The sequence below is a fragment of the Streptomyces deccanensis genome (genome assembly GCF_022385335.1).
Lineage (GTDB): Bacteria > Actinomycetota > Actinomycetes > Streptomycetales > Streptomycetaceae > Streptomyces > Streptomyces deccanensis.
This window is the reverse complement of the sequence record NZ_CP092431.1, coordinates 9,856,504-9,873,773: the sequence shown is the minus strand read 5'-3', so window position 1 is coordinate 9,873,773 and position 17,270 is coordinate 9,856,504. Positions and strand designations below refer to the sequence as shown.

The following is a 17,270-nucleotide window of genomic DNA, read 5'->3' as shown; positions in this document are numbered from 1 at the left end:
ACGCCACACGCCAGGGACCCGGACCCCGACCCACGCGCACATTTTGGCCTCCCGCCGCACGGGACCGCCGCTGCCCCCGAGGGGGCATCCCCGAGGCGCGTCGGGGGTGCGGCCCTTCTCGCGCAGGACGCGCGGTGCCGGTCCGGCCGGATGTCCTTGGAGCATGGGACTGCACAGGCGCACGGCGATGAAGGCAGGTCTCCTGGCGACGGTGGTGTCGGCGCTGGGGCTGCGGCAGGGGCACGCACGGGGCGCTCCGGCGCTCCCCACACTCACCGTCCAGGGCGAGGCGGCGGTCCGGACGAACATCCCGGTGGTACGTGACCGCCGTGCGTCCGGAGGCAGATGTCTGGCCCTGGCGACGGGGCAGGAGCCCGGGCCGGAGGGCTGGTACGCGACGTACACCGTCCAAGCGCCGGAGGCGGGCGGGTACGCGCTGACCGCGATCGCCACGGCTCCGGTCGAGGTGCCGCACACCGAGGCGACGGCCTCGTATCTCCGACTCGCTCTCAACGGGGGCCCGTTCCGTGAGGTCGCCCGCTCCCAGCCGTACTGGTACGAGTCGAGGCCGGCGTGGGGCGACCTCTCCGTGCTGGACCTGGGCGTTCTCGAACTGCGGTGCGGCGAGAACACGTTGACGTTCCGGGTGAGCGAACCGACGGTCCTGGAGTCCGGGACGGCGTACGCCCTCGCGCTGGACCGCTTCACGTTGGAGCGCAGGGCGGGCGTGAGGGTGCGCGGGGTGTCGGTGGGCGACGGGACGCTGAGCACGTACCGCCACGGGGAACCGGCCTCCCTGACCGTCACGCTCGACGGTCACCCGGTCCGCCCGCTCCGCGTACGGCACACGGTCGTCGACCACGTCGGGCGGCGGGTCGCGGCGGGGGCCTCCGTCGTCGCGGCCGGGGAGACGACGGTGAGAACCGCGCTCTCCCCACTCCCGCCCGGCAACTACCGCGTGACGGTGTCCGTCGACGACGGCGTCACCAGCGACACCGACACCGACGGTGACGCCGAGGGCGTGACGGCGCACTTCGCGTGTCTGCCCGCCCGCCCCGCCGTGTCGGGCGCCGCCAACCGCTTCGGCGTCAACGTATGGGCCACCTCGCTCGTACCGCCCTCCCGTCTCGACGCCTTCGCCGCCGCGATGAAGGACATGGGCGCGGGCTGGGTACGGGACGGCCGGTCCTGGCCCGCCACCGAGCCGGCCCCGGGCGCGTACGACACGTCCCACCACGACCGGTCGACGACGGCGATGCGCCGCCACGGGCTCTGCCCCCTGGAGGTCCTCTCACCGGCCCCCGAGTGGGCCATGACGGACGCGTCGCTCCCCCTCCCCGCGGACCTGCGGCACGCGTACCGCTACGCCCGCCGTATCGCCTCACGCCACCCCTCGGCCGTCCAGCTGTCCAACGAACCCGACGTGGACGTCACGAGCAGCACCGGTGACGCGCACGCGGCCTTCGTCAAGGCGGCCGCGCTGGGCATCGCGGACACCCCCGACGCCCCTCTCGTCGTCCTGCCCGGCATCGCGCAGGCAGGCCACTTCCAGGATCTGATGCTGGCGAACGACGTGGTGCGGTACGCGGACGTGTGGGCGTTCCACGGCTATCCGGACCCGGCCGAGCAGGACGAACCCGGCTTTCCCGGGGCCGCGGACGAGCAGCGTGAACTGGCCGTCCGGCACGGGGCCGCCGACGTCCCGCGCTGGATGACGGAGTGCGGCGCCTTCTTCACCGCGCGGCCGGGTGTCGACCTCACCCCCGCCCAACAGGCCGCCCAGGCCCGCTATGTGGTCCGTTCGACGGTGGAGGGTCTGGCGGCGGGGAACGCCCGGCAGTTCTGGTTCGCGGGGCCGGCGCTGCACGACGACGGCGTGTACTTCGGGCTGCTGAGCCGGGAGTTCCAGCCCCTGCCCGCCTACAGCGCGTACGCGGCGCTGACATCGCTGCTGGGCGAGGCACACTTCGTCGGCCCCGCTGACGGGCTGCCCACCGGGGTGGTCGGCTTCGTGTTCGACTCGGGCCGCGGTGAAACGGTGCGGGTGCTGTGGGCGGCGGAGCCGGCACGGGTGCCGGTTCCGGGGGCGATGGTGTACGACCTCATGGGCGCGCGCATGGCGACCGACGGCACGGTGACGGTGTCGCGCGACCCGGTCTACGCGGTGACGGCGACGCAGGACGACAGCGCCACGCGGGGCGAACGGCCCGCTCCCGCCCACTCCGCCCCGGGCCCCCAGGAGGCTCCGCGAGGGCGCACGCCCCTCTCCCCCGCCGAACACATCGTCCTGAGCCAGCGCTTCGCCGCCCGGAACGCCGCCCCGAACAAGAACGACGGCGATGCCGAACCCCCGCTGGGCTACCGCCTGTCGCGCCGCACCCGGATGTCCCTGGACGTCTACAACTTCACCGGTGCCCCCCGGACGGTCACCGTCAGGGCCCTGCCAGCCAGGGGGTGGGCGGCGCGGGCGGAGGGCCCGACACGGTTCGAGATCCCGACCCAGGGCCGTACGACGCTGGACTTCACGATCACGGCGGACGGCGGGGTGAAGCACCGGACGGACCACCGCCTGGAGTTCACGGCGACGCTGCTCGACGGCACCGCCGTCGGTGTCCGCGGTCCAGCTGTCATGAGCGAGCCCGCTCGGCCCGAGGGGCAGCGTCGAGACCGGCGCCGCCGTCCTCACCCCCGAGGGCGCCCGGCAGCCGTCGATCACGCCCGCCCAGTTGGAGAGCGCCGGCGGCCGCCGTCACACAACCCTTCTTCCAGCTCGCGAGTCACATCCCCGTACACACGTTTGCCCTTCATTTCCCCCTACGACTACGGGAGTTCACCGTGCGAGCACGCACCCTGGCCGCCACCGCCGCCGTGGCGGCACTCACCGCGGCCGGCCTGACCCTGCCGCTCGCCGGGAGCGCCGCGGCCGAGACGGCCGCGCGGTTCGACTTCAACGGCGACGGATACACGGACATCGCGGTCGGCATGCCCAACGCCACGGTGGGCGGCAAGGCGAAGGCCGGCTACGTCAGCGTGATCTACGGCGGCCCGGAGAGCCCGTTCCAGTCCACCGGCGTCATCAGCCAGGCCGAGGCCGGCATACCCGGCACGCCCGAGGCGGGCGACCGCTTCGGTTCCTCGTTGGCACCCGCCGATGTGAACGGCGACGGCGTGTACGAACTCGTCGTCGGCGCGAGCGGCGAGTCACTCACGTCCGACCAGTTCGAGGACGAGGGCACCATCACCGTCCTGGACGGCTCGGGGTGGAACGTCGAGGGCACCACCGTGGCCAGGGGCACGTCCGAGTACAGCGGCATCGGCCACACCATCGCCACGGGCGACTACGACGGGGACGGCGACACCGACCTCGCGTACGGCGAGAACGGCGAGGAGAACGGATCGCTCCGGTTCCGCCCGGGCCCCCTCACCGGCGACCCGGTGACCACCACGACTCTGCGCAGGTACAGCATCGGCGGTGGCACCCACGCCCTGGCCACCGGCGACTTCGACGGCGACGGCCGCGACGACCTGGCCGCTTCCTGGAGGGACCTGGACGACTCCGGCGTCTTCATCACCCGCTGGAACGACCGGGCCGAGCCCGTCCAGTACTGGGCCGGTCCCGACCGCGGCGCCGCGCTCGCCGCCGCCGACTTCGACCAGGACGGCACCGACGACCTCGCGGTCGGCCTCGTGCAGCCCAACCCCGAGTCGGAGACGACGCGTTGCCCGGACCGGCCCGGCGGTGCGGTGCTGCTGCTCCAGGGCTCGAAGACCACGGGCTTCGGCACCGAGAGCGACTGCGTCACCCAGGCGAGCCCCGACGTGGGCGGCGCCGCCGAGGAGGGTGACGACTTCGGCTTCTCGCTCGCCGCCGGCGACCTCAATGGCGACAGCCGCCCGGAACTGGTGGTCGGCGTGCCCGGCGAGGACGTGGGGACCGTGCGGGACGCGGGCGGATACGTCGTCATGAACGGCACGGAGCACGGCCTCCACGGCGGTCTGGCCCGCAGCCAGAGCACCCCGAACATGCCCGGCGCGGCGGAGGCCGGCGACCGCTTCGGCGCACAGGTGACTGTCGGCGACCACAACCGTGACGGCCTGCCGGACACCGCGGTCGCCGCGCCCGGGGAGAACGCCGGTGGACCCACGTCCGGTGGCGTCTGGTTCGTCCCGAGCAGCACCGTGGAGACGTACCCGCCCGGCAAGGCACTGACCCCGTTCGGTTTCGCCCTGCCCCACGGCGCCCTCAAGTACGGCGAGGTCCTGGGGAGGTCGTGACATGGTCCAGCCGAGAGGCGCGTCGCTGCGGGCGCGATGTCCTCGACGGTGGCCTGTTCGTCCGGCCGCGCCTCGGTGTCAGCCCCTCCGCAGGGTGCCGGGGAGCCTGAGCATGCCCCAGGTGGGGCGGTCGGTGACGGTGCCGGTCGGGGGAAGGAGTCTGCGGGTCAGGCGGGTGGCCACCGCCCCGTACGCCACGCCGACCACCAGGCAGGCCGCCAGGGCCAGCAGCGGGGAGTGGTCCCGTAGGTAGGGGTAGACCTGGAAGTGCGTCAGGTAGATGTAGAGCGAGTTGCCCGCGAGGATTCCCGCGAGCCGGTTGAGCGGGTCGGTGCTGGGCAGGGCCGGGATCCACAGCAGCAAGGTCAGTCCGGCGACGACGATCGAGGTCCGCAGCGGCTGTCCGCCGGAGAACAGTCCGGGCACGGTGATCAGCAGCACGGCGGTCAGCAGCAGCCGCTGTCCCGTCGTACGGGCCCGTGCCGCCGCCCAGCCCAGCGCGAACAGGAAGAAGACGACGGTGGGGCTGAGGTGGTACCGGACATGGGCCAGGCCCCAGGGGTCGTAGCGTCCGACCGACCCCAGCGCGACCAGGGCCAGGGCGAAGCCGAACGGACTGCGGCGCTCCGCACGGTCCAGCAGCGGGACCGCCAGCAGCACGGCCAGCCCGGTCAGGAAGTACACCAGCGCCTCGACGAACCAGTAGCGCCATTCCGGGTTCGAGTTGTCCTGCGGGAGGAGGCTGTTCGCCAGGACGATGTTGGCCAGGTCGTACTCGCGGGTCAGCAGCAGGGCGAAGGTGATCCACACCATGCTCGGCAGGGCGATGTACGCGATGCTGCGGCCTGTCCTGCGCAGGCGTTCCCGGCGGTCGGGCGGGGAGAGGTGGAAGCGGGCGAAGTTGAAGCCGGCGACACCCAGCAGGACATGGGCTCCGCCCTGGACGGTGAAGAGGGGGATGTGCGAGCCCACGATCAGGACGATCCCGACGGCCCGCAGGGCGATTCCGGTCTCCAGGGTGCGCCGCGGGCGCGTGCTCCCAGGGGTGCGGGGCAGGGCGCGTTCGCCGCGCAGCTTCCGGATCGGTGTCGTGTGCCAGTCGACGGGCAGCTCGCCCAGTGTCTGCTCCAGCCGCAGCGACATCTCGACGTAGGAGAGTGAGTCACCCCCCAGGTCAACGAAGCTGCTGTCCTCGGTGACATCGGTCCGGTCGAGGATCTCGGCGTAGAGGGCGCGGAGGTCGTCGGTGCCGGGGCCGGGCGCCGATGCCTCCGGTTCGCGCGCGAGCCGACGTACGGCCTGGTGGTCGGGCTTGCCCGAGGCGAGTCGCGGGAGTTCGCGCACGACGCGTACGCGCAGGGCGTGGGGCGGCAGACCGCAGGTGTCCGCCACCAGGCGCCGGACGCCTGCCGCGTCGACACCGTGGGCTTGCGTCGCGACGACGGCGAGTGCGTCGTCGTCGCCCGCGCAGAGGGCACGGATGCCGTGGTCCGCCAGGATCGTCTCGACGCGCTGCGGGTCTATGCGCAGGCCCAGGATCTTGATGAACCGGCTGCGGCGGCCCACGACTTCGTACAGCCCGTCGGGGGCGCGCCGGGCGATGTCCCCGGTGTGCAGTTCCTCGACCGTGCGGCCGAGGGCGAGGTCCGCGGGGCCCTCGGCGTACCCCAGCATGACGTTGGGGCCCGAGTAGACGAGTTCGCCGGTGTCGGGCTCGTCGACGTCGTCCACGGGTCTGATCCGGAAGGAGCCGCCGGGGATCGGTACGCCGACGGCCCGTGGGCGCTCGGCGGCCCGATCGGGCGGCAGGTACGCCATGCGGGCCGTCGCCTCGGTCTGTCCGTACATCACGAACAGCTCCCAGCCCGCGCGGCGACCCAACTGGGCGTAGCGGGCGACCTGTTCGGGCGCCAGACGGCCGCCGGCCTGGGTGACGTAGCGCAGGTGGGGGAGGTCCATCCGGTCGAAGCCGATCCGGTCGAGCAGGTCGAAGGTGTACGGGACTCCGGCGAGGGAGGTGCCGCGGGCGGCGCGGAACTCCTCCCAGAAGGCGGGGTCGGTCACCGACCGGTCGGTGAGGATCAGCCCGGCGCCGCGCAGCAGCTGGCTGTGGATGACCGACAGTCCGTAGCAGTAGTGCGGTGGCAGGGTCGTGGCCGCCCGGTCGGTGTCGCGGATGCCGAGGTACGTGGCGATGGACTCGGCGTTGGCCTGGAGGTTCTCGTGGGAGAGCCGGACCAGCTTGGGCGAGCCGGTCGAACCGGAGGTGCTGAGCAGCAGCGCGAGTTCCGGGTGGAGGAGGTGGGCGCTTCCGCGCCGGCGTTCGTCGAGTTCCCAGGTGCCGTGGGTGTCCGGCCGCGCGACGACGTCCGGGTCGTACGCGGCGGTGAGGGCGTCGAGGGTGGCGGGGCTGTCACCGGGGACGAGTAGGACGGGGTGGCCGGCGGAGAGTGCCGCGAGGTGGATGACGAGGGCGTCGGTGCGGTTGGCCCCGGCCAGCAGGACCAAGCGGCGTACGGGGCCCAGACGTTCGGCTGTGGCGGCGACGCGTTCGGCGAGCGCGCGGTAACTGACCTCGCCCGAGGGCGTGATGAGTGCGGTGCGGTCGCCGTACGACGCGAGGCGGCGGGCGAACGGTACGCCCCGCCCCGGCAGGGGTGGTGGGGGCAGGACGACGGCGTCGGTGCGGGGAGCGGGGGCGGTGAACGGTGCCCAGAGGGGTCTGGAGGGGTTGAGCACGGGCGCGCGACCTTTCTGCGGCAGCGTCCGCAAATAGCACAGATCCCTTGACGGTTAGGTGAGCTTTACCTTATTCATAGCATGTTCACAGTTGGCTGGAAAGCATCACTCCGCCGCTCGCTGACGAACGCCCGACCTGCGGCGTTGCGGCGAACACGTAGGAAGGCACACCACATGCGACGCCCTCTGGCTGGCCGGATCACCGCGCTCCTCGCGGCCGGCCTGCTGCTCCCCGCCCTCGCCTCCTGCGGCTCCGACGACGACAAGGGCGGGTCGGCGAAGAGCGGCGACTCCACGCTCGTGATCTACTCCGGCCGCAACGAGAAACTGGTCGAGCCGATCCTCGACAAGTTGGAGAAGGCCGTCGGCACGAAGGTGGAGGTGCGCTACGGCGACAGCGCCGAACTGGCCGCGCAGATCCTGGAGGAGGGCGACCGCACCAAGGCCGGGCTGTTCTTCTCGCAGGACGCCGGGGCACTCGGCGCGCTCTCCAAGGAGGGGGTGCTGGAGCAGTTGCCCCCGTCCACGCTCGACGAGGTCGACGAGGCGTACCGCGGCGGTGACGGCGACTGGGTGGGCCTGTCCGGGCGGGTCCGCGTCATCGCCTACAACCCCGACCAGGTCGACGAGGACGAAGTCCCGGACAGTGTCCACGACGTGGTGAAGCCCGAGTGGAAGGACAAGGTCGGCTTCGCCCCCACCAACGCCTCCTTCCAGGCGTTCGTCACCGGCATGCGCGCCCTGGAGGGCGACGACGCGACCCGTCGGTGGCTGGAGGACCTGAAGGCCAACGGCGCCAAGACGTACGCCCACAACCTGGCCACCCTCGACGCGATCGAGGCCGGCGAGGTCTCCCTCGGCCTGGTCAACCACTACTACTGGTACGAGCGGGTCGCGGAGAAGGGCGAGGACAAGGTCAACGCCAAGCTCCACTTCCTGCCCGGCAAGGACCCCGGAGCGCTCATCAACGTCGCCGGCGTCGGCATCCTGAAGGACGGCGGCCAGAGCGAGGCCGCCCAGAAGGCCGTGGACTTCCTGCTGTCCAAGGAGGCGCAGACCTACTTCGCGGACACGACGAAGGAGTACCCGCTGGCCGCAGGCGTCACCAGCACCGTGGAGGGCCTGCCCCCGTTCGACTCCCTGCAGTCCCCCGACATCGACCTCGGCAAGCTGGAGTCCCTCCAGGAGACCCTGGCCATGCTCCAGGACGTCGGACTGGTCTGACGGTCGTGACCACGACACAAACCACGACACGCCCGGCCGGAGCACCCGCCCCGGCCGGGCGGCGGCGCGTCCGCGCGTACCTCAAGGCCCCCTCGGACCGGGACCGTAGACCCCCGCTCGTCCTGCTCGTCCCCGCCTGTGTCGCCGCCCTGTTCGCCCTGCTGCCGCTCGGCTACCTCGCCGTCCGCGCCCTGGAACGGGGACCGCAGTACGCCTGGGACGTCGTCGCCGACGAGCGCACCCTGCAACTCCTCGGCCGGAGCCTCGGCTTGACGGCCGTCGTGGTGGCGGCCTGCCTGGTCCTCGGCGTCTCGCTGGCCTGGCTGACCGTGCGCACCGCCCTGCCCGGGGCGCGTGCCTGGTCGGTGCTGGCCACGCTGCCGCTCGCCGTGCCCAGCTATGTCGCCGCCTTCGTATGGCTCGCCGCCGTGCCGGGGGCCTCGGGGTTCGGCGGGGCGGCGCTCGCGCTGACCCTGGTGAGCTTTCCGTACGTCCACCTGCCGGTCGCCGCCGCGCTGCGCGGCATCGACCCGGCGCAGGAGGAGGCCGCGCGCTCCCTCGGCCACGGCGCCGTACGCGCCTTCCTGCGGGTCACGCTGCCGCAACTGCGCCCGGCGGCCGCGGGCGGCGCGCTGCTCGTCGCGCTGTACGTGCTCTCCGACTTCGGCGCGGTCTCCCTCATGCGCTACGACACCTTCACCCGGGCCGTCCACACCTCTTACCGCGCCTCCTTCGACCGCACGCCGGCCGCCGCGCTCAGCGTCGTGCTGGTGGTGATGACGGTGGCGCTGGTCGCGGCCGAGGCCCGCACCCGGGGGCGCGCGGGCCACGCCAGGACCGGCGGCGGCACCGCGCGCCCGGCCGCCCCGGTCCCGTTGGGACGCTGGCGGATCCCCGCCCTCGCCTGGTGCGCGGCTGTCGCGGCGGTCGCCGTGGCCTTCCCGCTGAGCACCCTCGGCTACTGGCTGACGGTCGGCACGTCAGCCACCTGGGACGTCGGCGACCTGGTGGGGACGGCCTCGACCACGCTCGGGGTCGCGGCGGCGGGCGCCGCCCTCACGACCGTGCTGGCGCTGCCCGTCGGAGTGATCGCCGCACGGTACCGAGGACGCGGAGCCCGGCTGCTGGAGCAGGCCGCCTACGCCGGCCACGCGCTGCCCGGCATCACCGTCGCGCTGTCCCTCGTCTTCTTCGCGGTGCGCTACGCCTATCCGCTCTACCAGCGGCTCCCCCTGCTGGTCTGCGCCTACGCCGTCCTCTTCCTGCCCGTCACGGTGGCCGCCACCCGAGCCGCCGTCCTGCAGGCGCCCCGCGTGCTGGAGGACGTGGCGCGTTCGCTGGGCAGGTCGCCCCTGCGCGTGCTGCGCGAGGTGACCGTGCCCCTGGCGGCACCGGGTGTGGCGGCCGGCGCCGCGCTCACCTTCGTGGTCTGCATGAAGGAGCTGCCGGCGACGCTGCTGCTGCGCCCGACCGGCATGGACACGCTGGCCACCCGGCTGTGGACCGAGACCGGGGCCGGTTCCTTCGCCGCCGCGGCGCCCTACGCGGCCACCCTGATCCTGCTCGCCGCCGTCCCCTCCTACCTCCTGGGCAGGCACCGCACATGAACGACCGTCACAACGAGCTCCGCGTCGAGGGGCTGTCCAAGTCCTACGGTCACGAGGCGCCGGTCCTGCGAGGGCTGGACCTCACCGTGCCGGGCGGTGCGCTCGCGGCCGTGCTCGGGCCCTCCGGCTGCGGCAAGACCACCCTGCTGCGCGTCGTCGCCGGGTTCCTGCGCGCCGACGCGGGCACGGTCGCGCTCGGCGGGCGCACGGTGATCGGCCCGGGTGTGCAACTGCCGCCGGAACGGCGGCACATCGGCATCGTGCCGCAGGAGGGTGCCCTCTTCCCGCACCTGAGCGTCGCCCGCAACGTGGCCTTCGGCCTCACCGGACGCGACCGGAGCGAGCGGAGCCGCCGGACCGAGGAGATGCTCGACCTCGTCGGACTCTCGGGATACGGCCACCGGATGCCGCACGAGCTGTCCGGTGGACAGCAGCAACGCATCGCCCTGGCCAGGGCGCTCGCGCCACGACCCGCGCTCGTCCTGCTCGACGAACCGTTCAACGCCCTCGACAGCGCCCTGCGCGCCGGGGTCCGGGCGGACGTCCGGGCCGCGCTGCGGGCCACCGGGGCCACGGCGCTGCTGGTCACCCACGACCAGCAGGAGGCACTGTCCACCGCCGACCTCGTAGCCGTCGTACGGCAGGGTCGCGTCGCGCAGTGCGACACCCCGCAGGACCTCTACCGGCGCCCCGCCGACCCCTGGGTCGCCGGGTTCGTGGGCGACGCCGTCCTGGTGCCCGGCACGGTCGTCGACGGCGGCTCCGCGGCCACCACCCCGCTGGGCACCGTGGCGCTGGCCGCGCCGGCCGACGGGCGGCGCACCGGCACGGTCGTGCTGCGCCCCGAGCAGTTGCGCCTCGCCGACACCGGCGCGGCCGGGACCGTGCGGGCCACGGTGACCGACGTCTGCTTCTACGGCCACGACGCCAAGGTCGCCGTGGCCGTCGAGGGGCTCGACCGTCCGGTGGACGTCCGTGTCACGGGTACGGTGCCGGTCCGCCCCGGTGAGCAGACCGCGATCCACGTCACCGGCGAGGCCACGCTCCATCCCTAGCCGATTCCGTCCCGTCGCCGATCGCTGCTCCGTGCCTCCGTGCACGGCGCGGTGACCAGAAGGCACAGGTGGCACCCGGGCCGTCCCGTAAGGGGCGGCCCGCGGTCTTGTACCGGCTCAACACTCCGCCGGGAGGCGCGGTTTCGTGCTCGGCTGAGCGGCCCTGGCCGTCGCGCGAGGTGGCCGGGCCCGGCGGCGCGGTGTCTCGGTGCCACCTATTGACGCACCCCACCCGGAGGCATAGCGTCCGCCCTATCTTGTTCGGCACACGCAATTTCGTGCGCATTGCGAACACATCCTTACCCTGTCAGGAGGGCCCCTATGCGAAGGCGCGTTCTAGGGCTTGCTGTAGCGGTGTTGACGGTCGTGGGAGCGGCCGGGTGTGGATCTTCGTCGTCCACGGCCGGCTCCCCGTCGACGGACGGCGGCAAGACCACCGAGGTCAAGGTCGGGATCATTCCGATCGTCGACGTGGCACCGCTGTACCTGGGGCAGAAGAAGGGGTTCTTCAGCAGCCGTGGCATCGAGCTGAAGATGGAGGCCGCTCAGGGTGGCGCCGCCATCATCCCCGGAGTGGTCAGCGGTCAGTTCCAGTTCGGGTTCAGCAACGTCACCTCGCTGATGATCGCGCAGACCAAGGGCGTACCGCTCAAGTCCGTGGTGAACGGGGCCGCCTCCACCGGAGACGTCGAGAAGGACATCAGCGGGGTGGCCGTCAAGAAGGACAGCGCGATCAAGTCGGCCAAGGAACTGGCCGGCAAGACGGTGGCGGTCAACACGCTGCAGAACGTCGGCGACACCACCGTTCGTGAGGTGGTGCGCAAGGACGGCGGCGACCCCTCGAAGGTCAAGTTCGTCGAGATGCCGTTCGATCAGATGCCGGCCGCGCTGGACGGCGGTCAGGTCGACGCCGCGTGGATGGGTGAGCCCGCGCTGACCATAGCCAAGGGCCAGGGCGCCCGAGTCATCGCGTCGCCGTTCGCCGAGACGGACCCGAACCTGACCATCGCGACGTACTTCGCCTCCTCCAAGCTGGTGCAGGAGAACCCCGACCTGGTGAAGAAGTTCACCGAGGCGGTGAGCGAGTCGCTGAAGTACGCCTCCGAGCACCCGGACGAGGCGCGCCAGGTCATCACCACTTACACCAAGATCGACGGCGCGGTGCTGAAGGACCTGACGCTGCCGACCTGGCCGGCCGAGTACGACATGGCCTCCCTGCAGAAGCTGGCCCAACTCGGTGAGCAGGACGGCATCTTCGGCGGCAAGAAGCCCGATCTGGACGCGCTGTTCTCATGAGCGCGACCGGGAGCACGCCTGTACTGACGAAGCCCGCCGGGACCGCCGCCGGTCCCGGCGGGCCGGGCGGCGGCCGGCTCCGGCGGGCGACGGACGGCCTGGGCGCCCCGCTGCGGGGACTGGCGGGGCTGGCCGGGCTGGTGGTGCTGCTGGAGGTGCTGCCGCACACCGGTGCCGTCTCCGCCGACTATCTGCCGCCCGCCTCCGAGATGGGCCGGGCCCTGTGGCAGCTGCTCGGTGAGGACACCTTCTGGACCGCGCTCGGCGACACCCTCACCGGCTGGGGTCTGGGGCTGGTCATCGCCGTGGTGGCCGGGGTGGTGGCCGGCGTGGTGATCGGGTCGGTGCCCGTGCTGCGGGCGGTGACCGCCTCCACCATCGAGTTCCTGCGCCCCATCCCGTCGGTGGCCCTGATCCCGGTGGCGGTGCTGCTGTACGGCACCGACCTGGAGTCGAAGCTGCTGCTGGTCGTGTACGCCTCCTTCTGGCAGGTGCTCGTCCAGGTGCTGGCCGGCACCCAGGACGTCGACCCGGTCGCCGAGGACACCGCCCGCAGCTACCGGATGGGCGACTGGGGACGGGTGCGGTACGTCCTGTGGCCCACCGCACTGCCGTACGTGATGACCGGGGTGCGGCTGGCCGCGACCGTGGCACTGGTCCTGACGATCACCGCCGAACTCGTGATCGGCTCGCCGGGCCTGGGCAAGGAGCTGGCGGTCGCACAGACGTCCGGCGCCGTGCCGAGGGTCTACGCCCTGGTCCTGGTCACCGGGATCCTGGGAGTCGCGGTCAACCTGGTGGCCCGAGCGGTCGAGCGGCGGGCACTGCACTGGCACCCATCGATGCGCGGGGAGGGGCGGCGATGAGCGTCCTCACACTGGCCCGAAGGACCGGACTCGTCCTCGGCCTGCCCGGGGTCCTGTTCGCCGTGTGGTGGTTCGCCACCGCCGGCAGCACCGACTTCTACATCCCCCCGCTCTCCACCGTCCTCGGCAAGTTCGGCGAGGTGTGGACCGGTGAACGGCTGATGTCGGACGTCGTCCCCAGCCTGGTCCGACTGCTCACCGGCTATCTCCTCGCCGTGGCCGTCGGTGTGGGACTCGGCCTCGTGGTCGGTATGCACCGGCGCGTGCGCGACGTCCTGGAGCCGGTCCTGGAACTGTTCCGGGCCATCCCACCCCCGGTGCTCGTGCCCGTCATCATGCTGTTCGCGGGCATCGGCGACACCATGAAGGTGATCGTCATCGTCAGCGGCTGCATGTGGCCGATCCTGCTCAACACCGTCGAGGGCGTCCGCGCGGTCGACGAGGTGCTCAGCGACACCTGCCGCTCCTACGGCATCACCGGCCCCTCCCGACTGTGGCACCTGGTGCTGCGCTCGGCCAGCCCGCAGATCGTCACCGGCATGCGGCAGGCCCTGTCCATCGCGATCATCCTCATGGTCATCAGCGAGATGTTCGCCGCCAGCAACGGGCTCGGCTTCGCCATCGTGCAGTTCCAACGCTCCTTCGCCATCCCCGAGATGTGGAGCGGCGTCCTGCTGCTCGGCCTGCTCGGATTCGCCCTCTCCCTGCTCTTCCGCGTCGCCGAGAACCGGGTCCTGGCCTGGTACCACGGCCTGCGCCGGGCCCAGCGCAACCCCTGACAAGGAGACGTCGATGCTCGACGTACGCAACCTGCAGAAGATCTACACCGGACGGAACCGCAACGTCGAGGCACTGCGGAACCTGACGTTTCACATCGGCGCCGGCGAACTCGTGTGCCTGGTCGGTCCGTCCGGCTGCGGCAAGACCACCCTGCTGAAGTGCATGTCGGGCCTCCTCGCCCCGACCAGCGGCGAAGTGACCCTGGACGGCCGCCCGGTCACCGGCCCCCCGGACGGCATGGCGGTGGTCTTCCAGGAGTACGGCCGCTCCCTGTTCGCCTGGATGAACGTACGCGACAACGTCGCCCTGCCCCTGCGCCGCAAGAAACTCGGCAAGGCCCGCGAGCGGGAACTGGTCGACCACGCCCTGGACGTGGTGGGGCTCGCCGACGCCCACCAGGCCTACCCCTGGCAGCTGTCCGGCGGCATGCAACAGCGCGTGGCCATCGCCCGAGCCGTCGCCTTCGAACCGAAGGTGCTCCTCATGGACGAGCCCTTCGCCGCCGTCGACGCGCAGACCCGCGCCGAACTGGAGGACCTCATCCGGCGGTTGTGGCACGACCTGGGCGTCACCGTCCTGTTCGTCACCCACGACATCGACGAAGCCGTCTACCTCGGCCAGCGCACCATCATCCTGTCCACCTCCCCCACCGTGGTGCAGGAGGACCTGACCATCGATCTCCCCGACGCACGCGACCAGTTGCACACCCGCTCCAGCACCCGCTTCGCCGAGCTGCGCGCCCACGTCTACGAGCAGATCCAGCGGGCCAAACACCACAACGGCGACACGGACCCGCCGGTCGCCGACCGCGGTGGTGACCGCGCCCTGCAGAAGACGGAGTCGTAACACCCCGACCATCGGAGCCGCGACGCATGGACGACAAGGAACACGGGCGGTACTTCGTGCGGTCGCTGGAGCGGGGTATCGCCGTCATCCGTGCCTTCAGCGCCGACACCCGGGAGCTGACCCTCGCGGAGATCGCCAGGGCGACCGGCATGAGCCGCGCCGCCGCCCGGCGCTTCGTGCTCACCCTGGCCGATCTCGGGTACCTGGCCGTGGCCACCGACGGCCGGCACTTCCGTCCGACCGCCCGGGTCCTGGAAATGGGTTTCGCCTACCTGTCCAGTCTGTCCCTGGCGGAGATCGCCCTGCCCCACCTCGAACAGCTGGTCGCCGAGGTCCAGGAGTCCTCGTCGGCGGCGGTGCTCGACGGGGACGACGTGGTGTACGTCAGCCGCGTGCCCACCCGGCGCATCATGTCCGTGTCCATCAACATCGGCACCCGCCTGCCCGCCCACGCCACCTCCCTGGGCCGGGTCCTGCTCGCCGACCTCGACGACGAACGGCTGCGGACCTACCTCGACAGGGCGTCCCTGCGACCGCTCACCGCCCGCACCCTCACCTGCCGCGAGACGCTCCTCACGGAACTGGAGCGGGTACGGGCGCAGGGCTGGTGCCTGGTGGACCAGGAACTCGAAGAGGGCGTGATCTCGATCGGCGCGCCCGTCCGCAACGAGGCGGGGCAGGCGGTGGCCGGCGTCAACCTCGCCACCCACGTCCGACGGGGAGACGCCCACTGGGTACGCGAGACCCTGCTGCCCCCGCTCCTGGACACCGTCGCCCGCATCGAGACGGAGCTGCACATCACCGGCTAGCACGACAACGGGGAGCGTCCCACGCGCCGACGACCGCGCGCGGGCACCGCTCACGCCGAGGGGATGCGAGCGAAACGCCCCGCGACCCACAGATCCGCCTCGACGCGGGCCGCGGCGTCGCGCAGGTCCGGGAGGACCTCGGCCAGGCACTGCTCGGGGGTCCGCCGGGCGGTGTGCATCGCCACGCTCACCGCCGCGACGACCCGGCCCGTACGGTCGCGCACCGGGACCGCGAGGGACCGCAGCCCCTCCTCCAGTTCCTCGTCCACCAACGCGTAGCCCGCCCGGTGGACCTGCTCCAGGATCGCCGTCAGATCGGCCGGGTCCGTGGTCGTGCGCGCGGTGAGCCTGCGCGGGTGCAGCGTGCGTTCGCCGGGTGGGAGGTCCGCCAGGACGACGCGGCCCACCGAGGTCGCGGCCGCCGGAAGGCGAGTACCCACTGTGACGCTCGCGCTCATGATCCGGCCGACGGGGACACTGGCCAAGAACTGGATGTCCTCACCGACGAGCACCGCCAGCGCCGTCGAGTCGTGGATCCGTCCGGCGAGGTCGGCGAGATGCGGCTGGGCGATGCGGGACAGGGTCGTACGGGACAGGGGAGGGAAGCCCAGCGCGAGGACGCGCGGGGTGGGGCTGAACGTGCGGTCGCGTGCGGTGACGTACCCGAGGTGCTCCAGGGTGATCAGGGCCCGGCGCGCGGTGGCCCGCGCCAGTCCGGTGGCCTGCGCCACCTCGCTGAGCGTCAGTGCGGCCCTGCCCTCCTCGAAAGCGGTCAGCACGGTCAGCCCCCGGGCCAGCGACTCGATGAAGCCCTGTCCCAGTTCCTGCTTGGAGGCACCCGTCCACACGGCGAGATCCGAAGGGGTGTGCCGGCCCTCGGGCTCGGGTGCTTCCCGCAACTCCCGTTCCATCGCGTCCACCGTCGCCCGCAGCCGCGGCAGCAGCGTGTCGCGGAGCGAGGCCGCCGTGTGCCGACTGGTATGGCTCACGACACTGGCGACACAGGCGATGCCGGCGTCCGAGGGGCGCACGTCACCCGCCGCCCGCCGTCCGGGGAGCGGGGCGCCGCGCAGATCCGCGAGACCCCGTACGTCCCGGACCGGCAGGGCGATCGCGACCAGGCCGGGTTCGATGAGCTGGTCGTCCAGGGCCCAGCCCGTCAGGCGTGCCTCGCGGGTGCGCTCCTCGAAGTCCTCGTCGGACGGCCCGTCCGTGCGCGGCGGCACGGCCGGAAACCGGTGGTCGTACGGGTCGGCCGCCCGGCGTTCGCGCCACCGCGCCCACTCCGGCTCCTCCCACTCGGTCGCGAACAGCGGGCCGGGCGCGGTTCGTTCGGAGGGCAGCAGGTCTCCGATGCGGAAGCTCAACGACATCGCCCGGCGGCGGGTGGCCTGGTGGATGAAGCGGATGCCGTCGCCGTCGCCCACCGCGAGGGACACCGACTCGTCGAGTTCGTCCGCGAGGGCGTCGGCGTGGGCGTCGAGCAGGCGGGGCAGCCGCAGCGCCGAGAGGTAGGCGTTGCCCAGTTCCATGAGCCGTGGGGCGAGGACCGCGTCCCTGCCGTCCAGACGCAGGTAGCCCATGTGGGCGAGGGTCGCGGTGATCCGGTCCACCGTGGAGCGCGCCAGACCGGTGGCCCGCTCCAGCCCGCTCAGGCTCAGCGCTCCGTCCGCCTCACTGAGCCGCAGCAGTACGCCGATCCCGCGCATGAGCGGGGCGACGGCCTCGGCCGGCACGGCGGCCCCACGCACGGCTTCGGCTTCGTCGCGGGTC

The 17,270-nt window shown here is 72.4% G+C and carries 12 protein-coding genes; 10 read left to right on the top strand and 2 right to left on the bottom strand.

What is annotated here, in order from left to right; translation table 11 throughout:
• Positions 1-163 precede the first annotated feature (163 nt).
• A complete protein-coding gene (locus L3078_RS43395; protein WP_239759968.1) occupies positions 164-2,896 on the top strand; it encodes a hypothetical protein in 2,733 nt (910 codons plus the stop codon).
• Positions 2,836-4,275: an FG-GAP repeat protein gene (locus L3078_RS43390; RefSeq protein WP_239759967.1), complete on the top strand. Its 1,440-nt coding sequence runs from the start codon at positions 2,836-2,838 to the stop codon at positions 4,273-4,275. Before L3078_RS43395 ends, L3078_RS43390 begins: the two co-directional genes overlap by 61 nt.
• Before the next feature lie 78 nt (positions 4,276-4,353).
• Here L3078_RS43390 and L3078_RS43385 read toward each other — a convergent pair whose 3' ends face one another.
• Complete coding sequence (locus L3078_RS43385) at positions 4,354-7,014, bottom strand: AMP-binding protein (RefSeq protein WP_239759965.1); 2,661 nt, start codon at positions 7,012-7,014, stop codon at positions 4,354-4,356.
• A gap of 174 nt (positions 7,015-7,188) precedes the next feature.
• Between L3078_RS43385 and L3078_RS43380 the strand changes: the two genes are divergently transcribed.
• From L3078_RS43380 to L3078_RS43345, 8 genes are all read left to right on the top strand, one after another.
• Positions 7,189-8,238 (top strand): iron ABC transporter substrate-binding protein, encoded by a 1,050-nt coding sequence (locus tag L3078_RS43380; protein ID WP_239759963.1) that lies wholly within the window; start codon positions 7,189-7,191, stop codon positions 8,236-8,238.
• A 5-nt stretch (positions 8,239-8,243) separates the two neighbouring features.
• Positions 8,244-9,845: an ABC transporter permease gene (locus L3078_RS43375; RefSeq protein ID WP_239759961.1), complete on the top strand. Its 1,602-nt coding sequence runs from the start codon at positions 8,244-8,246 to the stop codon at positions 9,843-9,845.
• Complete coding sequence (locus L3078_RS43370) at positions 9,842-10,900, top strand: ABC transporter ATP-binding protein (RefSeq protein ID WP_239759959.1); 1,059 nt, start codon at positions 9,842-9,844, stop codon at positions 10,898-10,900. Before L3078_RS43375 ends, L3078_RS43370 begins: the two co-directional genes overlap by 4 nt.
• Positions 10,901-11,221: 321 nt before the next feature.
• Positions 11,222-12,196 carry an ABC transporter substrate-binding protein gene (locus L3078_RS43365; RefSeq protein ID WP_239759956.1) on the top strand — a complete coding sequence of 325 codons (975 nt, stop codon included), beginning with the start codon at positions 11,222-11,224 and terminating at the stop codon, positions 12,194-12,196.
• Complete coding sequence (locus L3078_RS43360; RefSeq protein WP_239759955.1) at positions 12,193-13,062, top strand: ABC transporter permease; 870 nt, start codon at positions 12,193-12,195, stop codon at positions 13,060-13,062. Before L3078_RS43365 ends, L3078_RS43360 begins: the two co-directional genes overlap by 4 nt.
• Complete coding sequence (locus L3078_RS43355) at positions 13,059-13,841, top strand: ABC transporter permease (RefSeq protein ID WP_239759953.1); 783 nt, start codon at positions 13,059-13,061, stop codon at positions 13,839-13,841. Before L3078_RS43360 ends, L3078_RS43355 begins: the two co-directional genes overlap by 4 nt.
• A gap of 13 nt (positions 13,842-13,854) precedes the next feature.
• Positions 13,855-14,688 (top strand): ABC transporter ATP-binding protein, encoded by an 834-nt coding sequence (locus L3078_RS43350; RefSeq protein WP_239759952.1) that lies wholly within the window; start codon positions 13,855-13,857, stop codon positions 14,686-14,688.
• Positions 14,689-14,714: 26 nt separating this feature from the next.
• A complete protein-coding gene (locus L3078_RS43345) occupies positions 14,715-15,497 on the top strand; it encodes an IclR family transcriptional regulator domain-containing protein (protein WP_239759950.1) in 783 nt (260 codons plus the stop codon).
• A 50-nt stretch (positions 15,498-15,547) separates the two neighbouring features.
• On the opposite strand, the gene L3078_RS43340 is transcribed toward L3078_RS43345, so the two are convergent.
• Positions 15,548-17,206 (bottom strand): IclR family transcriptional regulator domain-containing protein, encoded by a 1,659-nt coding sequence (locus tag L3078_RS43340; protein WP_239760724.1) that lies wholly within the window; start codon positions 17,204-17,206, stop codon positions 15,548-15,550.
• Positions 17,207-17,270: the final 64 nt, after the last annotated feature.